This is a genomic window from Rhodoferax sp. (assembly GCF_034520025.1).
Taxonomy (GTDB): Bacteria; Pseudomonadota; Gammaproteobacteria; order Burkholderiales; family Burkholderiaceae_C; genus Allorhodoferax.
Window position 1 is genome coordinate 1,170,109 of the sequence record NZ_JAXHNZ010000001.1, and the last position, 24,770, is coordinate 1,194,878.

The 24,770-nt window shown below is 61.6% G+C and carries 18 protein-coding genes; 9 read left to right on the forward strand and 9 right to left on the reverse strand.

Annotated elements, in window-relative coordinates; translation table 11 throughout:
* Nucleotides 1–12 precede the first annotated feature (12 nt).
* The 5 genes from U5L73_RS05630 to U5L73_RS05650 are packed head-to-tail and all read left to right on the forward strand — an operon-like array spanning nt 13 to nt 7,520.
* Nucleotides 13–2,595, forward strand: a complete 2,583-nt coding sequence (locus U5L73_RS05630; protein WP_322561424.1) for a filamentous hemagglutinin N-terminal domain-containing protein — start codon at nt 13–15, stop codon at nt 2,593–2,595.
* A gap of 14 nt (nt 2,596–2,609) precedes the next feature.
* Nucleotides 2,610–3,941 (forward strand): FecR domain-containing protein, encoded by a 1,332-nt coding sequence (locus U5L73_RS05635; RefSeq protein WP_322561425.1) that lies wholly within the window; start codon nt 2,610–2,612, stop codon nt 3,939–3,941.
* Nucleotides 3,904–6,108 (forward strand): adenylate/guanylate cyclase domain-containing protein, encoded by a 2,205-nt coding sequence (locus tag U5L73_RS05640; protein WP_322561426.1) that lies wholly within the window; start codon nt 3,904–3,906, stop codon nt 6,106–6,108. The genes U5L73_RS05635 and U5L73_RS05640 overlap by 38 nt, the downstream gene beginning before the upstream one ends.
* Before the next feature lie 27 nt (nt 6,109–6,135).
* On the forward strand, nt 6,136–6,897 hold the full coding sequence (locus U5L73_RS05645; protein ID WP_322561427.1) for a GAF domain-containing protein: 762 nt from the start codon (nt 6,136–6,138) through the stop codon (nt 6,895–6,897).
* A 41-nt stretch (nt 6,898–6,938) separates the two neighbouring features.
* The gene (locus tag U5L73_RS05650) at nt 6,939–7,520 is read left to right on the forward strand and encodes a cyclic nucleotide-binding domain-containing protein (protein ID WP_322561428.1); all 582 of its coding nucleotides are present in this window, start codon (nt 6,939–6,941) and stop codon (nt 7,518–7,520) included.
* Between the two features lie 8 nt (nt 7,521–7,528).
* Here the strand turns inward: U5L73_RS05650 and U5L73_RS05655 are convergent, their stop codons facing one another.
* Together U5L73_RS05655 and U5L73_RS05660 are read right to left on the reverse strand one after the other, a co-directional pair.
* Complete coding sequence (locus tag U5L73_RS05655; RefSeq protein ID WP_322561429.1) at nt 7,529–8,029, reverse strand: hypothetical protein; 501 nt, start codon at nt 8,027–8,029, stop codon at nt 7,529–7,531.
* A gap of 79 nt (nt 8,030–8,108) precedes the next feature.
* A complete protein-coding gene (locus tag U5L73_RS05660) occupies nt 8,109–8,744 on the reverse strand; it encodes a HupE/UreJ family protein (protein WP_322561430.1) in 636 nt (211 codons plus the stop codon).
* A 241-nt stretch (nt 8,745–8,985) separates the two neighbouring features.
* On the opposite strand from U5L73_RS05660, the gene U5L73_RS05665 reads away from it, so the two are divergent.
* Nucleotides 8,986–9,849, forward strand: coding sequence for a DUF4198 domain-containing protein (locus U5L73_RS05665; protein WP_322561431.1), 864 nt, complete (start codon nt 8,986–8,988; stop codon nt 9,847–9,849).
* Nucleotides 9,850–10,002: 153 nt separating this feature from the next.
* Here the strand turns inward: U5L73_RS05665 and xylA are convergent, their stop codons facing one another.
* The 6 genes from xylA to xylF form a co-directional block, all read right to left on the reverse strand.
* Nucleotides 10,003–11,319 carry a xylose isomerase gene (xylA, locus tag U5L73_RS05670; RefSeq protein ID WP_322561432.1) on the reverse strand — a complete coding sequence of 439 codons (1,317 nt, stop codon included), beginning with the start codon at nt 11,317–11,319 and terminating at the stop codon, nt 10,003–10,005.
* A 73-nt stretch (nt 11,320–11,392) separates the two neighbouring features.
* On the reverse strand, nt 11,393–12,841 hold the full coding sequence (xylB, locus tag U5L73_RS05675; RefSeq protein ID WP_322561433.1) for a xylulokinase: 1,449 nt from the start codon (nt 12,839–12,841) through the stop codon (nt 11,393–11,395).
* Nucleotides 12,842–12,843: 2 nt separating this feature from the next.
* Complete coding sequence (locus tag U5L73_RS05680) at nt 12,844–14,046, reverse strand: ROK family transcriptional regulator (RefSeq protein WP_322561434.1); 1,203 nt, start codon at nt 14,044–14,046, stop codon at nt 12,844–12,846.
* A 4-nt stretch (nt 14,047–14,050) separates the two neighbouring features.
* Nucleotides 14,051–14,824 (reverse strand): ATP-binding cassette domain-containing protein, encoded by a 774-nt coding sequence (locus U5L73_RS05685; protein ID WP_322561435.1) that lies wholly within the window; start codon nt 14,822–14,824, stop codon nt 14,051–14,053.
* On the reverse strand, nt 14,821–15,957 hold the full coding sequence (locus U5L73_RS05690) for a sugar ABC transporter permease (protein WP_322561932.1): 1,137 nt from the start codon (nt 15,955–15,957) through the stop codon (nt 14,821–14,823). The genes U5L73_RS05685 and U5L73_RS05690 overlap by 4 nt, the downstream gene beginning before the upstream one ends.
* A gap of 137 nt (nt 15,958–16,094) precedes the next feature.
* Nucleotides 16,095–17,114, reverse strand: a complete 1,020-nt coding sequence (gene xylF, locus U5L73_RS05695) for a D-xylose ABC transporter substrate-binding protein (protein WP_322561436.1) — start codon at nt 17,112–17,114, stop codon at nt 16,095–16,097.
* A 219-nt stretch (nt 17,115–17,333) separates the two neighbouring features.
* Here xylF and U5L73_RS05700 point away from each other — a divergent pair, with 219 nt between their 5' ends.
* Nucleotides 17,334–18,974, forward strand: a complete 1,641-nt coding sequence (locus U5L73_RS05700; RefSeq protein ID WP_322561437.1) for a CRTAC1 family protein — start codon at nt 17,334–17,336, stop codon at nt 18,972–18,974.
* Nucleotides 18,971–20,329 carry a vanadium-dependent haloperoxidase gene (locus U5L73_RS05705; protein ID WP_322561438.1) on the forward strand — a complete coding sequence of 453 codons (1,359 nt, stop codon included), beginning with the start codon at nt 18,971–18,973 and terminating at the stop codon, nt 20,327–20,329. The genes U5L73_RS05700 and U5L73_RS05705 overlap by 4 nt, the downstream gene beginning before the upstream one ends.
* Before the next feature lie 14 nt (nt 20,330–20,343).
* Here the strand turns inward: U5L73_RS05705 and U5L73_RS05710 are convergent, their stop codons facing one another.
* The gene (locus U5L73_RS05710; RefSeq protein WP_322561439.1) at nt 20,344–20,928 is read right to left on the reverse strand and encodes a hemerythrin domain-containing protein; all 585 of its coding nucleotides are present in this window, start codon (nt 20,926–20,928) and stop codon (nt 20,344–20,346) included.
* Between the two features lie 143 nt (nt 20,929–21,071).
* Here U5L73_RS05710 and U5L73_RS05715 point away from each other — a divergent pair, with 143 nt between their 5' ends.
* Entirely contained in the window at nt 21,072–24,767 is a 3,696-nt protein-coding gene (locus tag U5L73_RS05715; protein WP_322561440.1) for a DUF748 domain-containing protein, read from the forward strand.
* The last annotated feature ends 3 nt before the right edge of the window (nt 24,768–24,770 follow it).

The following is a 24,770-nucleotide window of genomic DNA, read 5'->3' on the forward strand; positions in this document are numbered from 1 at the left end:
TCGCGCCGCATCATGTCTCGTCTCACCACTTCGATATTCAAACGCCGCGTCATCGTCATGGCCGTGCTCGCAAGCCTGGGTTCTGCAGCCTTCGCTTTGCCGGTGGATGGGGTCGTCACCAACGGAGCTGCGGCCATCACCAGCGGTGGCACTGGCGTATTGGTGGTGAACCAAACCAGCAATGCTGCCACCATCAATTGGCAAAGCTTCAGCATCGGGGCCAGCGAAACGGTGCGGTTTGTGCAGCCCAGCAGCAACTCGGTAGCCCTGAACCGGGTGCTGGGCTCAGACCCTTCGCAGATTCTGGGCAAGCTGTCTGCCAATGGGCAGGTCTTTTTGGTCAACCCGAACGGCATCTTGTTCGGGCAAGGGGCTTCGGTCAACGTGGGCGGCTTGGTTGCTTCGACGCTGGACATGGCCGACTCGGATTTCCTCGCGGGCCGCTACAGCTTGCAGGGCAGCGCGTCCTCCAGTATCCGTAACTTGGGTGCCATCCACGCCCGAGAGGGCGGCTACGTGGCCCTGGTGGGCCAGACGGTAGAAAACGAGGGCAACATCTCCGCCCCCAAGGGCAGCGTCGCGCTGGTTGCTGGTAGTGCTGTTACTTTGGACTTTGCCGGTGATGGCCTGCTAAAGGTGGCGGTGAGCGAGTCTGCGCTGAACGCGCTGGTGCGCAACGGTGGCGTCGTGCAGGCCGATGGTGGCGCGGTCTGGATGTCCGCATCGGCGCGGGATGCATTGCTGTCCACGGTCATTGACAACACCGGCATCGTGCAGGCCCATACGGTGGGCAACCGCAATGGGCGTATCTACCTGGACGGCGGGGAGTCTGGCGTGGTCAGCGTGGGCGGCACCTTGCAGGCCGCTGGAACGGCAGCGGGCACCACAGGCGGCAGCATCACGGTGAGTGGCGACAAGGTGGCCGTCAATGACGGGGCACTGCTGGATGCCACGGGCCATGCCGGCGGTGGGACTATTGCCGTGGGTGGCGGTTGGCAAGGCAAGGACCCCGATATCCGCCAAGCCAGCGCTGTCTACATTGCGCGGGGTGCCACGCTGGATGCGTCCGCCACGAGCACGGGTGATGGCGGGACAATTGTGGCGTGGTCGGATGTTTTCAAGCCAGGGGGCAGTACCCGTGTGTACGGAACACTGCGCGCCCGGGGTGGCGCCTTGTCAGGCAACGGGGGGCGCATTGAGACGTCCGGGCATTGGCTTGACGTGCAAGGCATGCGCCTGGATGCGGCCGCGCCGAACGGAAACGGAGGGACATGGTTGCTCGACCCGGAAGACCTGACCATTGGTGCCCTCCCTACCGATGCCATGTTCATCCCGCCTGGTCCCTTTGCAATTTTTGCTTCCGGCCCGGGGACTCCTAACGTACTCAACACCGACATCGAAACCCAACTGAATCTGGGCGTCAGTGTAGTGCTGCAAACCGCGCCCACCGGGACCGGCGCCGGCAACATCACAGTCAATGCCAATGTCGCCAAGACCGGTGGTGGCGATGCTGCGCTCACGCTCCAGGCCATTGGCGGTATTGCGTTGGCAAACGGGGTGAGCATCAGTTCCAGCTCTGGCGCATTGGATGTCAATCTTTTGGCTGGCGGGGGCATCAGCCTGGGCGCCGGTAGCAGCATTTCCAGCAACGGTGGCGCCATCGTTTTGGCGGGGGCCAGCCTTTCCAACAATGCAGGCGCAGGAGTCTTTAACACCGCCGGTGGCCGGTGGCTGGTCTACACCAACAGCCCGCTGAACGACTCCGTGGGCGGCCTCAATAGTGGCAATGTCGCGATCTACGGCCAAGACCCCGGCAGCCTGCCACCGCCATCGGTCGTGCCAGGCAATAGGTTTATCTACGCCTCCGCGAACCCCACTACTGCCGTGAACCAAACACTGGCTGCCATGCAATCAGGTCTTGTGGCTCCGCCCCCCACGACCGGTATCACAGCTGCGCCGCCGCTGCTGTTGGCTTTCGATCCACCGGACTGGCTTTTCAGATCTGTCGAAGAAGGGGGCTTGGCGATATTGCAGACCAGCAGTACCGGCTCGCCTGTACTCACGATGGGGGGCGCTCCGGCTACCGTGGCCGCAGCCGGTGCTACGGGGGGTAATGTGGCGCCCGGGCCTGTGGCAGGCGGCGCAACAGCGCCCACCAGCCGTCTGCGCAGCAGCGGCTTCTCGGGTGGCGCAAGGCCCGTTACCGCGTCACCCCCGGCAGTCGCCCCCCGGCCGTCACTAGAGGCGTTTTTGAAGGGCGCTGCACAGTCTCTCCAAGTGGGTGCCAGCAGCAGTGGTGCGGTCTTGTTGGCCACTCTCAGCGGCCTCGGAAAGCCTCTGGTCATGACGGTGGCGGTTGCGCCTGGCGAAGGCTTTCGGGTCAACCTGCCACGGCAATTTCTGCAAACATTGCAGTCCAACGGAGGCACGACCACCCTTCAGGCCCGAGTGGGCGGTGGCCCGCTCCCCGCATGGCTCCGCCTTGACCGTGCCACGGCCAGTTTGAGTGCCAGTGCTGTACCTGCCAATAGCTTGCCACTGACGGTGCGTCTTGTGAGCCCGAATGGCAAATTCGCGGACGTGGTCTTCCAATGAGCGCCCCGATGTTTATGAAACGTTCGCTTGCTTTGGTGATGGGCCTGTGTTTGGCAGGCGTTGCGTTGGCCCAAGCGCAGCCCCCCGGTGCAGTCTGGGGCTATAAGGTCAAGCCGGGTGACCGGCTGGTGGATATTGCCAAGACCTATCAAAAAAAGCCGGATGAGTGGAAGCAATTGCAGCTGCGCAACGGCGTTACCGAGCCGAAGCTGCTGACGCCGGGCAAGCAACTCAACATTCCCGTTGGCGAGCTGAAACAAGGCAACCCGGTGGCAGAGGCGGTGTTGGTGCATGGGGGTGTCCAGCGCCTGGACAAGTCTGGGCAGCCCATAGGCAAGCTGTCGTCTGGCGACATTCTCAAAATGGGGGACCGCCTGCAAACAAGCGCCCGCAGCACCCTGACGATTCGCTTCGCCGACGACTCCCGCATGCTGGTGACTGAAAAAAGCACCATCGATCTGACCAGCCTCGTCAATTACGGTAAGACCGGCATGGCGGATACCAAGGTGCAAGTGCTGGAGGGCGGCACCGACTCCCAGGTGACTCCGCAAAGGGGGCCGGCCGCGCGCTATGAAATCGGCACGCCTGCTATCAACCTAGCGGTGCGTGGCACCGGCTTCCGCATCCAAGTGGATAGCCGCAGCGGCGAGACACGTACGGAGGTGGACGAGGGCTTGATCGCCGGAACCGCGAAGGGGCAGCAGGCCCTGATCGGCCGAGGGTTTGGACTGATTGCCGAACCCGGCAAGCCACTGGGCACACCCCAAGCCTTGTTGCCTGCGCCGCAGCTGGAGGCGCGGGACGAGGTCATTGGCAAACTGCCGATCCAGTTTGCTTGGCAATCGCTGGCGGGGGCGCAGCAATACCGCCTGCAATTGCTCGCGCAAGTGCAGGGTGCAGAGGCCATCATTGAAGATGCGCTGTTGCAAACCACCCGTGTGCAATGGGATGACCTGCCCGATGGCGACTATGTACTTCGCATCCGGGGTGTGCACGCGTCCGGGCTGGAGGGGTTGAATGCCGTCAAGGCCTTCGCGCTTCGCACCAAGCCCGAGCCTCCCAAGCTCACCTTCCCGGGCGACGGTCAACGCAGCACGGGTTCTAAAATTTCCTTCCGCTGGGACGCGGCTACTGAGGCCCACAGCTACCGGTTCCAGGCCGCTGAAGACGAACGTTTTGCGCAGGTGGTGGCCCTAGTCCCGAACATAGCGGGTGATGTGGGCGCCGTGCTGCTTGCGCTGCCACCAGGGTCCTATTTCTGGCGTGTTGCGAGTGTGACCCGCGCTGGTGTCATCGGGCCCTACAGCGATGCGTTCCGCCTCGAGCTGCAAGGCGGAGTTCCGTAAGGCTGAGGCCATGCGCAAGCTGCTGACCCACTCACTGCGTTTGTTACTCCCGTTGGGAGTGCTCTGCGCTTTGCTGATCGTGCAGTTCGAGGATCCGCTGTTTCGCATGCGCATTCGCGATCTGGCGTTTGATCAGCTGCAAAAGCTGCATCCGGCCCCGTATGTGGATGACATTCCGGTGCGTGTGGTCGCCATTGACGACCCCAGCTTAGCGGCGGTTGGCCAGTGGCCTTGGCCACGCACCGTCATGGCACAAGTCGTGGACCAGTTGACCGCATGGGGCGCCCGGGTGGTGGTGATGGACCTTATTCTGGCCGAGCCGGACCGTACCTCCCCTGAGCAAGTCAGACAGTTCTGGCCCGACAACGCTGCGCTGGATGCGATGTTGGCCAAGTTCCCATCGCACGACCAGATCCTGGCGGAGAGCATGGCTCGCAGCCGTGTGGTCACGGGTGTGCTTGCGCACAATCAAAGTGCATCAGGCCCACTGCCGGAGCGCCCGGCCCGGTTTGTCAGCCAAGGTGGGGATGCCCGCGATTGGCTCAAGGACTGGGCGGGTGGCACAGGTTTTCTGCCTCCGCTGTCGGCCAATGCTGCCGGGGCAGGTGTGGTAACGGTCGTTCCGGACTACGACGGGATATTGCGCTCAGTGCCACTGGTTCACCTTTTGGGCGGACGCGTGTACCCCAGCCTTGCACTTGATGCGTTGCGGGTTTACATGGGCGAAGAGGCGCTGTCTCTGCAGGTCAGGCCCGCCACCGAGGCAGGCTGGTTGCGCGACGCGGGTATTTCCGGTGTGGGCTTGGGGAGCACGGCGTTTCTGCCCACCGCGCCAGATAGCCGGGTTTGGCTCCATGCGCGCCCGCAAAACACCGAGCGCTACGTATCCGCCATCGACGTGCTGACGGGGCAGGTCGATCCCCAACGTATCAAGGGGCGTATCGTCCTCATCGGCGCTACGTCGGCGGGGCTGGGTGACATGGTGCGCACGCCTTTGGGCGAAGCGGTGCCGGGGCTGGAGGGCCATTTGCAGCTCATGGAGCAGTTGCTGACCGGTGAATACCTGCTACGCCCCTCCTGGGAGAACGCATTGGTTACCGCCGTGTGGGGTTTGTCGGGTTTGCTGTTGGCTGTGATGCTCGGCCGACTTCGGCCAGTGTGGGCGGTGGCTTTCTTGGGGGCGGGAACTACGGGGTTACTGTTGCTGTCGGTCTATCTTTTCCGGTCGCAGCAATTGCTGTTTGACCCCCTGTTTCCCTGCGTGGGCTTGCTGGCCATCTTTTTGTCACTCGCAGTGCCCCGCTATCTGCTCACTGAGCACGAGCAGCGTTGGATCAAAAACGCGTTCTCCCGTTATGTGTCGCCCAACCGTGTCAAATACTTGCAAGAGCACCCTGAGACCTTAGCCTTGGGGGGCGAGTACCGCGAATGCTCTTTCGTTATGACCGATCTTGCGGGTTTCACTGCGATGATGGAAAAATACGAACCGTCCCTGTTGTCGGCACTGCTCAATGAATACCTGGATGGCATGATCGCGATTGCTTTCTCCCACGAAGGCACTTTGGACCGCATTGTGGGTGACGCCGTGGCGGTCATGTTTTCGGCGCCGGTCGCCCAGCCCGACCATGCCGCAAGAGCCCTGGCATGCGCCTTAGCGATGGACCAGTTTGCTCACCATTTCAGCACTCAGCAACAGGCCCGCGGCATACCGTTCGGTAAAACCCGTATCGGGGTGAACACCGGTGATGTGCTGGTCGGTAACTTTGGCGGGCAAGTCATGCTGGACTACCGGGCGCTGGGTGATGCCATCAACACCGCCGCGCGGCTCGAAACGCTAAACAACCACCTGGGCACCCGGATCGCGGTGAGCGCATCGACCGCTGAACAGTGCCCACACTTTCGGGGGCGTCCCGCCGGGAGCTGGGTGCTCAAAGGCAAACACATTTCCACCCCCGTATTCGAACCCCTGACCCCAGAAGAGATCGGTAGCGATCGGATCACAGCGTACCTTGCCGCCTATCAGCTGATGGACGCCTTTGCGCCGGGCGCTTTGGCAGCCTTTCAGGCGCTGTATGAGCGCTATCCGGACGACGCCCTGGTGGGCTACCATCTGCGGAGATTGCAGGCGGGTGAAAACGGTAGCCTGATAGTGATGGAACGCAAGTAGCTAAATTTTTGTGGAAAAAATACGATCATGAACGCCGAACTCATCGATTTGTTGGAGCTGGTGGCCAAGCACCACGAAGTAGCCACCATGGCGACCAAGGCCATGCCCCTTATGGTCGAGTACCTTGGCGCGGACAACGGCTCACTCTTGCTCCTGTCACAAGAGCGTGTGGTGCACAAAGTGCTCGCCACCAAAGAAACCTTTACGCAGGTCTCCGACCACAAGGTCCGCACCGTCATCGCCGAAGGGCTTGCCGGCTGGGCTCTGCAGCACCGTCAGGGCGGGCTCGCATCCAACACCAGCCTGGACGCTCGCTGGACCTCTATGGGGGATGCCTCCATCGGATCCGCGCTGGTGGTGCCTCTGTTGAGCCGCAATGCGGTGATCGGTTTGCTGTCTTTCCACCATGCAAAGCCAGGCTTTTTGCGCGAGCGGCACCTTGCACGTGCTGCCGAGCTGGCGCAGCTGATCGCGCCCATGTTTGACGTCGCGCTCACGGCAGAGGCCTCGTTGGAGACCCTGTCCCACATTTGCCGATCTGCCAGCCAGCCCTCTGTTTTGTTGGATTGGCATGGCAACGTCCGTGTGGTGAATCTGGCGATGAAGACGCTTGATATTGTCTGGAGCCCGGGTCAATTTTCCCAGAGCCTGCTGCAACGCGAACTGGGGGTGGATACCGTCGTGCAATGTGACTGGGAGGGCTTGCGAGCCCTCAAGACACTGCCGTTTGAGGCTCAGTCATTCCCGTTCTCTGGCGTCGGCGTGTGGATTCAATTGTCCAGCCGTTAATTGCAAACAGAGCCCAATTCCCCCTCACTCGACGTTCACCCATGAACCCTAGCGCTGCGCCCTCAATCACCCCATCGACCCGGTCGATCACTGAAGTCCCTGAGTTCGCTGCCAAAGCGGCGGAGTTGTTGCGCAAAACGCGCCCTAACTTTCCACTCACGATGCAGGATGCCACTTGCATCGTCTCGCTCATGCGTTTGGTGAAATTCCCGGCTGGCACAACTTTGTTTACTGCGGGAGATGTCAGCAACTCTGGCTATATGTTGCTGTTGCTCGAGGGAGATGTCACGGTGGATACCGGTGGTGTCGGCGGTACTACTAAAGTGGACATCGCGGCCATCGGCCCGGGGGAGCTGATCGGCGAACTCGCCCTGATCGATGGAGCGCCACGCTCTGCGACCTGCACGGCCATTTCCCCAGTTATTGCTGCCGGGCTCTCGTCGGGCGGGTTGAATCGTTTGATTGAACAGTTTCCCCAAGTCGCCAACAAGTTGGTGATCTACATCGCCCAGAGCGCCGCCGAGCGGCTGCGTTCGCTCAGCGAGCAGCTGCAAATGTATGACCAGGTCATCGAAAACATGCGGCAAGAAAATGAAAAGCTTCGGCTTGCCGCGAAGCGCTAAGAGCCCCGTCAGCCGGCATAAAGCACCAAAGCAGTCATCAGCAAACCCATCGCTGCAATCCAAGATCCCAGTACCCGTTTTGCAATCGGCAGCACTGGCGCAAGTTTTTGCACACCCGCAAGGTCTTGGTATGCAATCAATAAGCCAAACAAAACGGAGATTTCTGCCAAGAAAACACCCGCTATGGTGAGCGATGAGGGTGCATCGACATCTGCCGCCAGCCCGCCTGCCAAGCCTGCAAATGTTGCGACTAAGAAATACTGGCCCGAAGACAGCCGCCACGCACCCACGCCAACCAAGCCTAATATCGCAACGATCGCTGGGGCAGTGCAGGCCGGCAGGTAACTCGATATCAGAAATGCCGATGCTGCAGTCACTGCTGCGCAAAGGGACAGAGCAAGAATAAAACGCTCATGCGCCCCTGTCAGCACGGTGCAGGCGCCCACCACCGCGGCGAGAGACAAGGGCGTTGCCAACACATGCAGTGCTCCATCCCACACCGCTCTCATGCCCACAAGACCGCTGTGCGCCCACACAGGCGAGCAGAAAAGCAGGCAAAGAGCTAGCGTCGAATAACGTTTCAACAACTTAGGCGACACCTGGCATTCCCACGAATATCCAGATGCCAAGGGCCGCGATGAGCGCACCGCTTGCCCGCAGGCCTTGCTCACCTTTGGGAAGTCGCTTCAGCGTGCCAATGGCGACGCCCATAAGGTGTAGCGCGCCCGTGCAAAGGACGAACCCGGCCACGTAGGCTGACGGTGAGGTGGCTTCCGGAAGTTCAGCACCATGGGCATAGCCATGAAAAACACCGAACACAGCCACAATCACGAGCGCAATAGGAACTGGTGCGCGCCATGCCGCTGCGATGGCAAGTCCAAGAACCACCACCGAGGCAGCAATCCCAGATTCGATAAATGGCAAAGGCACTCCCGCAATTCCCAGAATGCCTCCCACAACCATCAGCATCGGAAAAGCGACTGGTAAAGCCCAAACCAAAGGTTTTCCGAGTGTGGCGCCCCAAATGCCGACTGCAACCATGGCGAGCAAGTGGTCGAACCCCGTGATGGGATGAAGAACGCCAGCCAGGAACCCATTGGCTGCCCCTTCGCCAGTGTGTGCATAGGCGCTCGCAGCAATCCACCCCAGTATGAAGACGGAGATGCGCTTCAGCGAAGTGTTGGTCGCAGTGGTTGCCGTAAATTGAAAGCGTTTACTGTTCATGGGAATTCCCTTGTTGGCGTTGATAAGACATGAGCCAAGGCATGGTACTCAAATTTGTATGAGCAGGCGCTAAAACTTCGATACCGTCGTCTCTACAGGAAGTGCGAAGTGCACGGCCTAGCTTGGTGTCGGCTCGCTTCATCAAGTCGGCCCATGGCGAGCGCGAAAAATTGACACACGCGTCGGGCCTCTGCTTAAATCTCCCGACGTGTTCGTACGGCAAATTTATCCGAAAGAGCTTATGAAATCATTGGCAGTTATGGGTCGGGGTATTGCGCAGAGTGCGTGTTTTCTCTGGATGGGCCTATCACCTTCAGTACAGGCGCATGAGTTTTGGTTTGTGCCCGTGCGCTCTCCACAACCAGTCGGTGAGTCGGTGCCTTTGAGGCTGGAGGTGGGTGAGCAGTTTGAAGGAGAACCAGCAGGCCTATCGATATCTAAATCGGCTCGAATGCTGCATTTCACAGCCGCTACCCAAACAGACTTGAAACCCTTTTTGTCTCCGGGTGGGCCTGAGGAGGAGGTGTTGTTTAGCCTCGATAAGCGTGGCACCCACCTGATCGCCTACGACACTGAACCGCTCAAGGTTACGCTGAGCGCGGACACCTTCCATGCTTACTTGCGTGAAGAAGGATTGGATTTTGTGAAGGTACAGCGAGAGAAAAACGGCACTGATGCGCTACCCGGGCGAGAGCGTTATTTTCGCAACGTAAAAACGCTGATCCTCGCAGGTGCGCCGGATAGCAAAGACCGTACTTTCGCTATCAACACAGGTCAGCGTTTGGAGCTTGTACCGTCTAGAAACCCATTAACCATGCGTCCCGGCGATGCGCTGGAGCTCAGCGTTACTTTTGATAGGCGGCCACTCGCCGGTGCCTTGGTGAAGGCCTGGCATAAACAAAACGGGCAGTTGTTGATCATCAGAACTCAAACGTCTGACCTTGGTCGGGTCAAGGTTCAGTTGCCGTACCCGGGAGGGTGGATGTTTAGCGTGGTCCACATGATTCCGTCCAACGACTCTGCCGACATAGATTGGGAAAGCTATTGGGGAAACCTGAGTTTTTATCTCTCCGGACGCGCGCTGTCCTCCAACGCTCGGAAATAGCGCGATCGATCTTGATGTGCCAGCCCAGCAATATCTTTTCCTACAACCTGCGCATTTGTCCTCAAACAGGGAATCGATAAAGTTGACAAACAAAAAGGCCCCGCAGGCATTTACCTGCGGGGCCTTTGGCTTTCCGCTTGTCTGCGGCGTAACTCAGATGTAGCTGTTCAGCAGATTCTCAATCCGCTCTTGGCGGCCGGAGACGGGCTGCACGTCCATGTTCTGGTCCAGCACACGTTGGGCCACAGCGTCCAGGCCGAGCTTGCCGGTCAGCACGTCCTGGCCGAAGCTGCCTTTCCAGCCGGCGTAGCGGTCTTCGGTCACCTGGGCGAATTTGCCGTCGTTGATCATCTTTTCGGCGATCAGCAGGGCGCGGGCGGATACGTCCATGCCGCCAATGTGGCCGTGGAAGATGTCTTCGGGGTCAATGCTCTGGCGGCGCACTTTGGCGTCAAAGTTCAGGCCGCCGGTGGTGAAGCCGCCGCCCTTCAGGATCAGGTACATCGCCAGTGCGGTTTCGGGAATGTTGTTGGGGAACTGGTCGGTGTCCCAGCCGCACTGCATGTCGCCGCGGTTCATGTCGATGGAGCCGAAGATGCCCAGGTCAATGGCCGTGGCAATTTCATGCTCGAAGCTGTGGCCCGACAGGGTGGCGTGGTTGGCTTCGATGTTGACTTTGATTTCTTTCTCCAGACCGTAGCGGCACAGGAAGCCGTACACGGTGGCGGTGTCAAAGTCGTACTGGTGCTTGGAGGGTTCGCGGGGCTTGGGTTCGAGCAGAATGGTGCCCTTGAAGCCGATCTTGTGTTTGTACTCCACCACCATGTTCAGGAAGCGGCCCATCTGGTCCAGCTCGTGGCCCATGCGGGTGTTGAGCAGGGTCTCGTAGCCTTCGCGGCCGCCCCACAGCACGTAGTTTTCGCCGCCCAGTTTTAGGGTGGCGTCCATGGCTTCTTTCACCTGCAGGGCGCCCATGGCGAAGACTTCGGGGTTCGGGTTGGTGGCAGCGCCCGACATGAAACGGCGGTGGCTAAACAGATTGGCCGTGCCCCACAGCAGCTTCATGCCGGTGGCTTGCTGCTTGGCGCCCAGGATGTCCACCATCTCGCGCAGGTTGTTCACGCTCTCACGCGGGGTGGCGCCTTCGGGGGCTACATCACGGTCGTGGAAGCAGTAATAGGGCGCGCCTAGCTTGGCAAAAAACTCAAACGCCACTTCGGCTTTGGCTTTGGCGGCGGCCATGGGGTCGGTCATGGCGTGCCAGGGGCGCTGGAAGGTGTCGCCCCCGAACGGGTCCAGCCCGTTCCAGCAGAAGGTGTGCCAGTAGCAGCTGGCAAAGCGCAGGTGGTCTTCCATGCGCTTGCCCAAGACCATGCGGTCTTTGTCGTACCACTTGAAGGCCAGCGGGTTGTTGGATTGCGCGCCTTCATAGGCAATGGGCGCCGCGACGGTAGAGAAGTAGTTACTCATGGTGGTCTCCTGGGTGGTTTAGTTGTGTGGTCGAATTAAATAGGCGGCCCAACACGTGGTTAGGCGCTGGTTTTTAGGTGTTGCGGTACAGGCTGCGGAAGGTCGCGTAGCGCTCCAGCAGCAGGGGTTGATCGGCGGGGTCGGGGTGGTAGGTGGCGTCTACCTCGGGGGTCAGGCACACCGCCGCCATGTCGGCACCGGTAGCCAGCCAGCCCAGGCGCGCTGCGCCCAGCGCGCCGCCCACTGCCGAGCTGCCGTGGGTAACGACTTCCACATCCAGCGCGGTGGCCAGTTGCTGTGCCCAGAAGGTGCTGCGCGCACCGCCGCCCACGAGCGAGAGGCGTTGCACGCTGCTGCCTGCGGCGTTGAGGGCGGCCAGGCCGTCTTTCAGGCCGAAGGTCACGCCTTCAATGACGGCGTAGCCCAGGCGATCGGCGTCGGTGTCAAAGCTCAGGCTATGAAAGCTGCCGCGCACGTTAGCGTCGTTATGCGGTGTTCGCTCGCCGCCCAAGTAGGGCAAAAACAGGGGGGACGCGGCGCGCTGTGCCGCGCTTAGGGCGCCGGCTTTTTCGGCCACCACACCCGCGTTGGGCGCGCCTAGCAGGTCGGTCACCCACTGCAGGCTGCTGGCGGCAGAGAGCATTACGCTCATTTGGTGCCAGCGGCCGGGCACGGCGTGGCAAAACGCATGCGTGGCGCTGGCGGCGTTGGGCTGGTAGCTGGGTGTCACCACAAACAACACGCCGCTGGTGCCCAGCGACAAAAAGCCTTGGCCGCTGTCTACCGCGCCCATGCCGACGGCGCTGGCGGCGTTGTCGCCCGCGCCACCGGCTACCACGATGCCGGCTGTCAGGCCCAGCGCACCGGCCACATCGGCCTTCAGTGTGCCACTGGGGGCACTGCCCTCCACTAAACGGGGCATGTGGCTGCGGTTCAGGCCGGTCAGCGCCAACAACGCGTCCGACCAGTCGCGCTGCTGCACGTCCAGCCACAGGGTGCCACTGGCGTCAGACATGTCGCAAGCGTATTCGCCAGTCAGCATTAGGCGCACATAGTCCTTGGGCAGCAGCACTTTGGCCACTTGCGCAAAGACGGCGGGCTCGTGCTTGGCCACCCAGCGCAGCTTGGGTGCAGTGAAGCCGGGCATGGCTAGGCTGCCCGCTAGGTCGGTGAGGCCGGGTAACTCGGCCATCATCTCGGTGCATTCGAGGGCGCAGCGGGTGTCGTTCCACAAAATGGCAGGGCGCAGCACTCGGTCTTGCGCGTCCAGCAGCACCGCGCCATGCATCTGGCCCGATAGCCCGATCGCGCGTGCCGCGGCATATTCAGTGGGGTGGGCAGCTTGCAGTTTCAGCAAAGCGCTTTGGGTGGCCGCCCACCAGTCAGCAGGAGATTGCTCGCTGTGGCCGGGGTGCGGACGTTGCACTGTGAGGGTGGTGCCGGCCGAACCGATGATGCGGTGGTTGTCCGAGAGCAGAAGTGCTTTGACTTCCGAAGTGCCGATATCAATACCTAAAAACATAGTTAAACCGTAGTACTCGCTGTCATGGAAAGAGTTTCATCCGGTGCCTCAAGCACCGGGATAGGGGATGCGGGCAGGCGGGTGTGCATGGGGCGCAGTTCATGGTGCAGCACCAATGCGGCTGCGCCAACGGCAGAGGCCAGCAGCCCATAGCGAGCCGGGCGCACTTGCGGGGGCGCCATGCCGGCGGCGTCTGCATAGGCTTGCAAGGTGGTTTGTGCCACCTTGACGATGCCGGGGTAGGTGTCGCACGACGGGCCGCCCACCACCAGGGTGCTAGGGTTGAAGGTGGTCCACAGGTTCTGCAGTACCACGCCCAGGTATCGACCGCCCTGCGCGGGGTCCGGCAGCTTGGCCAAGGTGCGCGCGCCAAAAAAGGTTTCTGCGCAGCCTCTGCGGCCACACGAGCACAGTGGCCCATCAATCTGCAAAGTGCTGTGGCCGATTTCACCGGCCATGCCTTGTTTGCCGGTAAAGAGGCGGTCATTGATCACAATACCCGCACCCACGCCGGCGCCGCAGGTCACAAAAATTAAGGAGTCGTGGGCGTCACCATCTGCAAATTCGTATTCACTGAGTGCCGCAGTGTCGGCCTCGTTTTGCACATGCACCGGCACTTCAGGCACTCTGGCTTGGGCGAGGGCTTGCGTGATCGTGGGTAAAAAATTTACATTGCGCCACCCCAGATTCGGGGCAAAGCGCAGCATGCCGGTCGCCTCGTCGAATGCACCGGGCAAGCCCACGCCCACGCCAGTGAGGGCAATGCCGCGTTGTTGGAGTTGGCCGTAGGTGCGCGCGACCAGTCGGGCCGCCTGACGGCATAAGTCTTCCGGTCTTGTGCCCATCAGCGCCTCTTCGGCGGCGCATAACACCTGCCCGGTGAGCGAGACTCCCACCACTCGCAGGGCTTCGACTGCGACCTCTACGCCAATCAGTCCACGCGCGCTGCCATCGATATGCAGCGGCGTAGAAGGACGGCCGAGGCCTTGGGCCGCAGTGATGTCGGTCTCGGTGACCCAGCCTTCGTCAATCAGTTCGCGTACCAAAAGGCTCACGGTCGATTTAGTGAGCCCACTGCCGGTGGCCAGCTGGGCTCTGGAGTAGCCCGGCTGCGCGCGCAACAACCGCAGCAGCACGCTACGGTTGATGCGCTTAACTAGCTGTTGATCGCCGGTGGTTTTCATGATGTCGCGGGTGAATGGCACAGGCCTACAGGGTGTGGGTCTGTGCTTTTCCTTCAGGTTGTTTGCCAGCGATGATCATGCCAAGAACTTCGTCCTCCGCCACGTCTGCGGTGCGATAAGTACCTACTAATTTACCGTTTTTCATGACCGAGAGGCGGTCGCTGAGGCCGAACACGTCGGGCATGTCGTGGGTGATCAAGAAAATGCCCACCCCTTCCGCCTTTAACTGGCGCACAAGGTTGCCCACCATAGCCGTCTCCTCGGGCCCAAGGGCCGCGGTGGGCTCGTCCATGATGAGGATCTTGGCGTTGAAGTAAATGGCCCGCGAAATCGCCACCACCTGCCGCTGTCCGCCCGAGAGGCGGCGCACTGGCGTGCGCACGTTTTTGAAGTTTTTGTTGAGTCGGTGAAACACCTTGCGGGCGTCTGCATCCATGCGGTGGTCGTCCAGGGTGTTCCAGCGGGTCAGTAGCTCACGTCCCAAAAACAGGTTGGCGACCGCGTCCAGGTTGTCGGCCAGGGCCAGCGTCTGGTAAATGGACTCGATGCCGCAGTGCTGGGCGTCCACCGGGGTACGGATGTTGGCCTTGTCGCCATTGATAAGCACTTCGCCGCTGTCAATCGGGTAGGCACCGGCCAGCATTTTCATGAGGGTGGATTTGCCTGCGCCGTTGTGGCCCAAGAGGGCCACCACTTCGCCGGGGTAGAGGTTGATGCTCACATCCTCGACCGCATGCACGCCACCAAAGGCTTTACGGATGTTGCGCATGGCAACGAGGGGAGTGCGTGGCTCGCTCATACGGTGTCTCCTGTCATGCGGCGATAAATCACATCAAACACCACCGCAGCAATCAGCACCTGCCCGATGATCACGTAGCGCACTCCGATGGAGACATCCAGCAGCAACATGCCGCTGTCAATGCTTTGCATGATGAGTGCGCCCAGTACCGAGCCCACGATAGACCCACTGCCACCTGCAAGTGCGGTGCCGCCAATCACGGCAGCGGCAATCACATACAGCTCCATGCTGGTGCCCAGCGAGTTGGTGCCGGCATTCAGCCGGGCAATCGACACCATGGCTGCAATCGTGATGAGTACACCCATCAGTGCGAACAGCATCAGGGTGACTTTACGCACTGGTATACCCACAAGTGCCGCGGCTTCGGGGTTGCCGCCCATGGCGAACACATAGCGGCCGAAGCGGGTGCGGTGCACGATGAATGAAAGCACCAGCGCCACGCTGGCCCAGATCAACACCGGAATCGGCACACCCTGGGGCGCGTCTTTGCTAGGGATCTGGTAGCGGTTCATGGCGGCCACAAAGCCCACCACGAGGATGACCGGCACCAGCACCATGAGTGCGTCCAGCCACAAGGGATTGTTAGGTACTTCGTAAGAAGCCTTGGCGCGGCGCTTGGCCCACATTTGCAGCACCAGGGCCAGGACAATGGCTCCAGCCAGTGCCCAGCTGGCGCTCACACCGATAGCGCCATCAAAGCCACCGCCCAGGCGTTGAAAAAACAAGTCGTTGACCGGCTGGGTTTTGCCATCGGCCACTAAAAAAGCTGCGCCACGAAACGACATCAAACCGCCCAGCGTGACCACAAACGAGGGCACACCCAGCTTGGCTGTCAGGGCGCCTTGGTACAGCGACACGGCAATCGCGACCGCCAGCCCAGCTAGCGAGGCCGGCATCCAGTGCCAGCCGCCGGTGTACATCAGGGTAGCAATGAGCACGCCTACAAAGCCCGTGACCGAGCCTACTGACAAGTCAATATGGCGTGCCACGATGACGAGCACCACCACGGTGGCAACTACACCTACCACCGCAGTTTGCTGGGCAATGTTGTAAAGATTCTCGGGGGACATAAATAGCCCGCCGGACATGATGTTGAACACGATGGCGATCACAGCCAGCACCATGCCCATCATCACCAAGCGCCAATCAATGGCAGCCTGTTTCAGGGAGTTCAAAACGGGATTCACATGCGTTCTCCGCAAGACATAAAAAAACCGCAGGGCGCGCCCCGTCGTAGGGGGCTGCCGCTCTGCGGCTCGGAGGCTGCTTCTTACTTACAAGCTGCAGGAGCTTTGGCCATATCGACGCCCTTGCACAGGTCTTCTTTCTTGATCCAGCCGGCCTTGACCACGAGGTCCAGGTTCTTGGCGGTCACTGGCACAGGCTTCAAGAACTGGGCTTGCAGTGCTACTTTCTTCTCGCCACCGCTCCAGGTCTGGGCTGCTGCGACTTTTTTCCCTTTGGCCAACACCACTGCTGCCGCGGCTGCGTCGCGGCCTAAGTCACGTGCGTCTTTCCACACCGACACGGTTTGGCTGCCCAGAGCCACGCGGTTCAGCGCTGCATGGTCGCCATCCTGGCCGGAAACGGGAATGCCTTTGATGCCCTTGGCCGTCAGGGCCGCCACCACACCACCAGCGGTGCCGTCGTTGGAGGCGACCACGGCGTCAATCTTGCCGCCGGTCTTGGTGATGATTTGCTCCATATTCTTCTGAGCAACTTCGGGCTTCCAGCCGTCGGTGTATTCCTCGCCCACGATCTTGATGTCGCCCTTCTTCACCGCAGCATCAATGATCTCTTGCTGGCCACCGCGCAGGAAGTTGGCGTTCGGGTCGGTAGGCGAGCCCTTGATCATCACGTAGTTGCCCTTGGGCTTGGCTTCCAAAATGGCGCGGGCTTGCATGCGACCCACTTCCACGTTGTCGAAGGTGATGTAGAACACGCCGGGCGCCTCAATCAGGCGGTCATAGGCCACCACGGGGATTTTTTGTTGGGCCGCTTTGTTGATAGCGGGCAGGATGGCGTCTTTGTCCATCGCCAGAATGATCAGGGCCTTGGCGCCCTTGGCAATCAGGCTGTCGATGTCGGCCAATTGCTTCTCGGGGGAGCCGCCAGCGTCTGCGCTGATGTAGCTGGCACCGTCTTTGGTGAGCTGGGCTTTGATGGCCGCCTCATCAGTCTTCCAACGCTCTTCCTGAAAGTTGGACCAGCTTACGCCCACCACCTGGGCAAAAGCACCCGCAGCACCCAGGCTCAGGGCAAGTGCGGTCAGTGTTGTCTTCAATTTCATGGTTGTCTCCAGTGATTGGTCTGTCCCAGACCTATGGTTTTGGAAGGACTCTGCCGAGTCATCGCACCGATATAAATGCGAAACCGGCATTTAGTAAGAGCGACAAACTAATTGTTTGAGACTTCGTTCTTTGCGCGAATAGGGATAAACCCGACATAGTTTATCGATCGAACTTAATAAGATGCGCTCGACTATTCATACTTCATAAAGGTTTGCGGCGTGCGACTTTCCCTCTCGTTTATGCCCGGCTCTAGCCTGGTGCTGGCGCTCTTGTGCGGCGCGGCCGCTTGGGCTCAGGTGCCTGTACCCGGCCCGCTGCTATCCACGCCCCGCTTTCAGGAAGAGACCGACACCGCCGGCCTGCAAAGCCGCTTTGAAGGCGAGGGCGAATACATGGTGGGTGGCGGTGTGGCCACCTTTGATTGCGATGGCGATGGTCTGCCCGAGGTGTATGTGACCGCCGGGGTCAACAAAGCCAAGTTCTATCGCAACCGCAGCGCACGTGGCGGCGCACTCAAGCTGCTAGAAGAACGCTCGGGCCTGGAGCTGACCAATGCCGTAGGCGCCTACCCCCTCGATGTGGATGGCGATGGCCAGACTGATCTGGTGGTGTTGCGCGTGGGGGAGGTGCAGGTCTACAAAGGGCTGGGCCAGTGCAAGTTTGAGCGCGCCAACGAGGCCTGGAACATTCGCACCGGCAACGGCTGGCACACCGCGTTCAGCGCCACATGGGAAGCAGGGCAAAGCTGGCCCACACTGGCATTCGGCACGTACACCGACCGCAGCAAACTCGACTTTCCATGGGGTAGTTGCACACCGGGCCTATTGCTGCGCCCCCGCGAGGGAGGTGGTTACAGTCCGCCGCAGCCACTGCACCCGGGGCATTGCGCCCTGTCGATGTTGTTCTCGGACTGGAACCGCTCAGGCACCGCCGCGCTGCGGGTGAGCAACGACCGCGAGTATTACAAAGGTGGGGAGGAGCAGCTGTGGCAACTGCCGCCGGGCCAGGCGCCTGCGCTGTACACCGCAGCCCAGGGTTGGAGGCCGCTGCAGATCTGGGGCATGGGCATTGCCAGCCACGACCTGACAGGCGACGGCTACCCTGAGGTGTTTTTGACCAGCATGTCCGATAACAAGTTGCAAACCCTGGAGGCCGGCGCGCAGCAGCCCCGCTACACCGACATCGCTTACAAGCGCGGCGTCACTGCCCACCGCCCCTATGTGGGCGGCGATGTGCACCCCAGCACTGCGTGGCACGCCCAGTTTGCCGACCTGAACAACGATGGTTTGGTCGACTTGTTCATCGCCAAAGGCAATGTCTCCACCATGCCCGACTTCGCCACCCTAGACCCCAACAACCTGCTGTTGCAAAAGGCCGATGGCAACTTTACTGAGGTCGGCAGCCAGGCGGGGCTGGCCAGCTTTAAGCGAGGTCGTGGCGGTATGGTGGTGGACTTGAATGGCGATGGTTTGCTCGATGTATTGGTGGTCAACCGCTGGGACAAGGCGCAGGTATGGCGTCAGTTGCCTGCTGCCACAGCAGGTAGCCCTGTTTCTACGGGGCACTGGCTGCAACTGCGCCTGAGCCAGGCCGCAGGCAACCGCGACGCCGTGGGCGCTTGGGTCGAGCTGCGTTGGGGCGAGGGCGATGCGGCCCGCGTGATCCGGCAAGAGTTAACGGTGGGTGGCGGCCATGCCAGCGGCCACCTCGGGTGGATGCATTTTGGTGTGGATGATGCCACCCGCGTGCAGGTCCGTGTGCAGTGGCCGCACGGCGCTTGGAGTGAGTGGGCCAGTGCTGATGCCGATGCCTTTTATCAATACAGCGAGGCGGGCTTACGCCCCGTGAAACAGCCATGAAAACCCTTTGGATTCGTTGGGTGAGTGCCCTTTGCATAGCGTGGGGCGCAGCACTGTTGGCGGCGCAAGGGCTCGCACCTGCACCGGTGCAGCAGCCAGCCGCGAGCTACAGCGCACAAGTGGCTACCGAATGGTTCAGCCTTGCCTTGCAGTTGACGCAGCAGACCCCAGGTTTCAGCCCGCCAGTGGCGTCGAGGGCTTTGGCCTATTTGGGCCTCACCCTTTACGAGTCGGTGGTGCCTGGCATGCCGCAGCACCGCAGCCTAGCGGGGCAGCTCAACGAGCTGCAATCACTGCCATGGGCCCAGCCGGATGAGGTCTTGCACTGGCCCACTGTGGCTAACGCGGCGCTGGCCACCATGACGCGCATGATGTTCCCTAACGCGAATGCTGAAAACAAAGCCCGTATCGACCTGCTGGAGCGCAGCCTGCCGCTCAAGCTGGCGCGGGACTTTGACCCGTCCCGTGTGACCCCCGAGATCACCAACCGCTCGGAGACTTTCGGCAAGCTCATGGCCATGGCGATCATGACCTGGGCGCGCACCGATGGCGGACACGAGGCCTGGGGCCCCTTGCGCCGCCATCAGCTCAACTATGTGCCGCCCAGCGGCGAAGGCACCTGGAGTGCCACACCCCCCGCATTTGCGCCGCCCCTGTTGCCGCGGTGGGGCGATGTGCGGCCGTTTGCACTGCCCAGCGCCAGCATCTGCCCGGCGCCGGCGATTCCGGCCTACTCCGAGGTGCCAGGCTCTGCGTTTTACAAGGAGGCGGAAGAGGTTTACCGCATCAGCAACCAGGCCACCCAGGCGCAGCGCCAGGTGGCCCTGTACTGGGCGGACGACCCGCTCAAAACCCCGACCCCCGCAGGCCACTGGGCCTTCATTGCGGGCGACCTGCTGCAGCAGCGCCAAGGCAACCTGGCACTTGCCGCGCAGACTTATGTGCAGCTCAACCTTGCGATGGCAGATGCCTTCATTGCAGGGTGGAAAACCAAATACACTGTGAACCTGCTGCGGCCGGTGACCTATGTGCAGCTGGTGCTGGACAGTAACTGGGTGCCCAGCTTGATGCACACGCCGCCGTTTCCCGAATACCCGTCGGGCCACTCGGTGCAATCCAGCGCGGCAGCGGCGGTGCTGGACAAGGTGTTTGGCGCAGGCCAGCCCTTCACCGACAACACCCACAACGACAGGGGCTGGGGCCCGCGCACCTTCGCCAACTTTCAGGCGGCTGCCAACGAGGCGGCACTGTCCCGCCTGTATGCGGGTATCCATTTCCGAAGCGGCATCGAAGGTGGCAAAGTGCAGGGCCGCTGCGTGGCGCAGCAGGTGCTTGCGCTGAGGCTGCTGCGGTAGCGCTTACGCCTCGCCTAAGCCTCGCCAACGCCAATCGGCGCGGGCGCTCGCATTACGATGCGGGTGAACAGCCGGTCGTACACCGGGTCGCGCCGGCCCTTGGTGGCCAGCGGGTCGCGGTTGGCCTCGAAGGCTGCGTCCAGCTCGGCCCAGTCCTGGTCGGAGAGGGCGGTCTGGGCCACTGGCAGGATGGCGGTTTCTTCCAGCTGCATGTGGGCCAGGTAAGACTGCACATAGCGGCGCACTGCGGTGTCAAAGGCGGCGCGCCGGCTCTCGCCAATCAGCTCCCAGCCCAAGAGCAGGTGCTGCAGGTCGCGCACCGCCGTTTCGCTGTGGGCGTGGTCGGCCTCGAGTTGGATGATGGCGTCCATCACCTGCGGTGCGACCCTTGCCACCCGCGGGAACAGCAGGTTGGACTCCTTGGGGTGGTGCAGTTTTTCAGGGAACTCATCGATATAGAAGAGCATGGCGCGCACGACATCAAAAAACGACTCGGCCTCGTCGCCGGGGCCACGGTCCAGCATCATGGTGAGTGATTGCAGCATGGCCTTGAGCGCGGCATGCTCGTCCCTGATGATTTGCAGGCTGCTTTGTTTCACGGGTGTCTCCTCGGGTCTTTTGCCAGAGCTTCCCTCGTCAGCGCGCCAGAGGGGTTGATGCAAGTCAACAGAGGCGGCCATGGCTGCCGTGAATCGCTTGCTTGGGTACCATCAAGGGGCACGCTACTCCACGAATTCTTGTCATGACTCTACGCGCTCTTGTTTCTTCCCCTTGGTTTCGCCGGTTGGCGTGGGGGCTCGGTGCTTTGCTGGCCCTGTGGGCGCTGGCCTGGGCAGCGGTTCCGGCACTGGCCAAAAGCCAGGCCCAAAGCCGCTTGGGCGAGCTGCTGGGCCGGCAAGTCACGGTCGGAAGCATCGTGTTTTCGCCCTGGTCGTTAGAGCTCACGGTGCGCGATCTTGCGGTGGCCACCGCAGACGGCAAGGGCGTGCAGTTTTCGTTGGACCGGGTGTATGTGGATGCAGAGGCGCAGTCCCTGTTCCGGCTGGCGCCGGTGATTGACGCAGTCACGGTAGACGCGCCCAAAGTGCAGCTCACCCATTTGGGCGACGGCCGTTACGACATTGACGACATCCTCGAGCGCCTGAACAAGCCCGACGATACCCCCGCCGGCCCCACCCCCCAATTTGCGGTTTACAACCTCACCCTGAACCAGGGCAGTGTGGATTACGCCGACCGTGCCCGTGGCGCAGAGCGCCTGCATACCCTGCGGGACTTGCAGATCAGCCTGCCGTTTTTGAGCAGCTTCGACTCCAAGCGCGATGTGCTGGTCGCGCCCCGCCTCGCCTTTGTGCTCAATGGCAGCCGTTTCGACACCCAGGCTGAAGGCACGCCCTTTGCCCAAAGCCGCAAGGGCGACGCCGCACTCACCGTCCGCCAGCTGGACCTGGCACCTTATTTGCCCTACCTGCCCGCCAACTTGCCTGTCAAACCCCAGAGCGCAGTGGTGGATGCCGACATCCAACTGGGCTTTGTGCAGAGCCCGCAAACGGCGGTGACCTTGTCGGGCACGGTCACCGTGAGCCGCTTGGCGGTGCAAGACACCAAGGGCAAACCCCTCTTTTCTGCCGACAGCTTGCAGGTGGGGTTGGCTGATGTGCGCCCGCTGGAGCGCAGCGTGAAGCTCTCGGGCATCACCCTCAACGCGCCGGTGCTGAATCTGGTGCGCGCGGCCGATGGCAGCTTGAACCTGCTGCCACCCGGGCCCGCCAAATCAAGCGCTCCTAAAAAGATAGCTGCTCGCGCAGACTCCGCGAGCGCTAGTGCCCCAAAAGATGCTGAAACACCAGCGCCTACCCCCTGGGCACTCCAGCTCGATACGCTGACTCTGAAGGATGCATCGGTGGACTGGACCGACCAGGTCACTGCCCCTACCACCCGCTTGGGGTTGCGGGATTTCCAGGCCACGGTCTCCAAGCTCCAGTGGCCCATGAAAGAAGCCGCTACCCTGGACTTGAAGGCCCGCTTGCAAAGCCTGGCCGCGGGCACCAAGGCACCTGCGGCTCAACTCAGCCTGCAAGGCGAGGGCACGTTCGGTGCGGGCAAGGCCGAGGCCAGCGTGTCGGACTTCGGGCTGGGGCTGGTGTCGGGTTATGTGTCGCCGTATTTGGTGCCAAGCTTGCGCGGGCAGGCGGATACCCGGCTGAACCTTGCTTGGAACGGCGAGCGCCAGACTGCGGTTGTGCAAAAGTTGGCTCTGCGCGATGTAGCGCTGGTCGGCGACAAGCCGGCTGCGGAACCCCGCGTGAATGGCAACAACAACGGCCCCAGCTCAGGCGACATGCCGCAGTTCAAGCTGTTGGAGCTGAGCGATGTGCGGGTGGACACCCAATCCCGCAGCGCGACGGTGGGCAAGGTACTGTTGCAAAAGCCCAGCACCGGCGTGCGCCGCGACGCCGAAGGCCGCTGGATGTTTGAAAGCTGGCTCAAACCCAACGAGACTGCAGACACCAAAGCCGTGGTGGCCAAGTCGCCGGCCCCATGGAAATTGAGCTTGGGCGAACTCAAGCTCGAAGAAGGCCACGTGGTGTTCTCGGACCGCCTGCCCGCGCGCCCGGTGCGCCTGGAGCTCAGTGGCTTGCAAGTGCAAGCTAAAAACATCCAGCCCGACGGCAAAAAGCCCATGCCGCTGCAAGTGGCCGCCAAGCTCAAATCCGGCCAGGCCGATGCAGGCAGCCTGCGTTACACCGGTAATGTGATGTGGGACCCGGTGGTCGCCCAAGGCGAGGTGGACATTGCCGACCTGCCGGCCCATGCGCTGCTTGGCTATGCCGGCCTCGGCCTGAACCTGGATGTGCTGCGCGCCGACACCAGCTTCAAGGGACAGGTGCGGTTTGCTGCGCTCGCCAACGGACCGCAGGTGAGCGTGAAAGGCGATGCCGCGTTGGAGGACTTCAGGGCCAACACGACCGGCAAAGGCGCAGAGAGCCTGGGCGAAGAGCTACTGAGTTGGAAAGCACTGAACGTGCCCGGCATCGACTTCCAAATGGCCCCCGGCACTGCCACCCAGGTGCAAGTGCGGGAGGCTGCCTTGTCTGACTTTTATGCCCGCCTGATCGTGAATCCGCAAGGCCGTTTGAACCTGCAAGACCTGGGGCAGAGCGCACCGCCTGCGGCGCCGGCCAGTGCCGCAGCACCTGCAGCAGAGGCGTCTGCCACCCGCACTGCATCTGCGAGCCCGGCCGCCATCATCCAGATGGGGCCCATCAGCATGGTCAATGGTCGGGTGCTGTTCACCGACCGCTTCATTCAACCCAACTACACCGCCAACCTCACCGACCTGACCGGCAAGCTCAGCCGCTTTTCCAACCAGCCCACCGGTGGCGTGGTGCAATTGGCCGACCTCGAGCTGCGGGGCCGCGCAGAGGGCACAGCCTCTCTGGAAATTTTGGGCAAGCTCAACCCGCTGGCACAGCCACTGGCGTTGGATGTGAAAGGTCTGGTGCGCGACCTCGAGCTCTCGCCTCTGTCGCCCTACGCGGTCAAATACGCCGGCTACGGCATCGAGCGCGGCAAGCTGAGTGTGGACGTGCACTACATCGTGCAGCCCGATGGGCAACTCACGGCTGCCAACAAGCTGGTGCTCAACCAGCTGTCTTTCGGCGACAAGGTGGACGGTGCACCCACCAGCCTGCCGGTCAAACTGGCAGTGGCGCTGCTGGCCGACCGCAATGGCGTGATCAACCTCGACCTGCCGATCAGCGGCTCGCTCAACGACCCGCAGTTCCGGGTTGGGCCTGTGATTTGGCAGGTCATCACCAACCTGGTGACCAAAGCCATTACTGCGCCTTTCAGCTTGCTGGCTAATGCCTTTGGGGGCAGTGGTGGCGCAGAGCTCAGTAGCGTGGTGTTTGCCCCGGGGAGCCCAGGCCTGAGCGATTCGGCCCGTGCTGGCTTGGATAAGGTGGCGCAGGCCCTGCAAGACCGGCCCGCCCTCAAGCTCACCGTCGTCGGGTCCGCTAACTTGGAAGCCGAGCGCGATGCGGCCAAGCGTGAAAAGCTCAGGGCGTTGCTGCTGGCCGAAAAGCGCCGCACCACCAGTGCGCAGGGCAAAGATGCCGCTACGGTCACCAGCTACAGCACTGAAGAAATGCCGGTGCTGCTGCGCGCGGTGTACCGCCGCTCTGACATCAGCAAACCCCGCAATCTGGTGGGCCTGACCAAAGACATCGCAGTGGCCGACATGGAGTCTCTGTTGCTGGCCAACCTGAGCGCCAATGAAGACGACATCCGCAACCTCGCATTGCAGCGCGCAGTGGTGGTGAAAGAGTACCTGGCGGGCAAAAATCTGGCCGCCGAGCGCCTGTTTTTGGGCGCAGTGAAAACCGGTGGCACCGCGGCTGACGCCAAGCCGCAAGCCGAGTTGGAAATCGGGGGCTAAGCC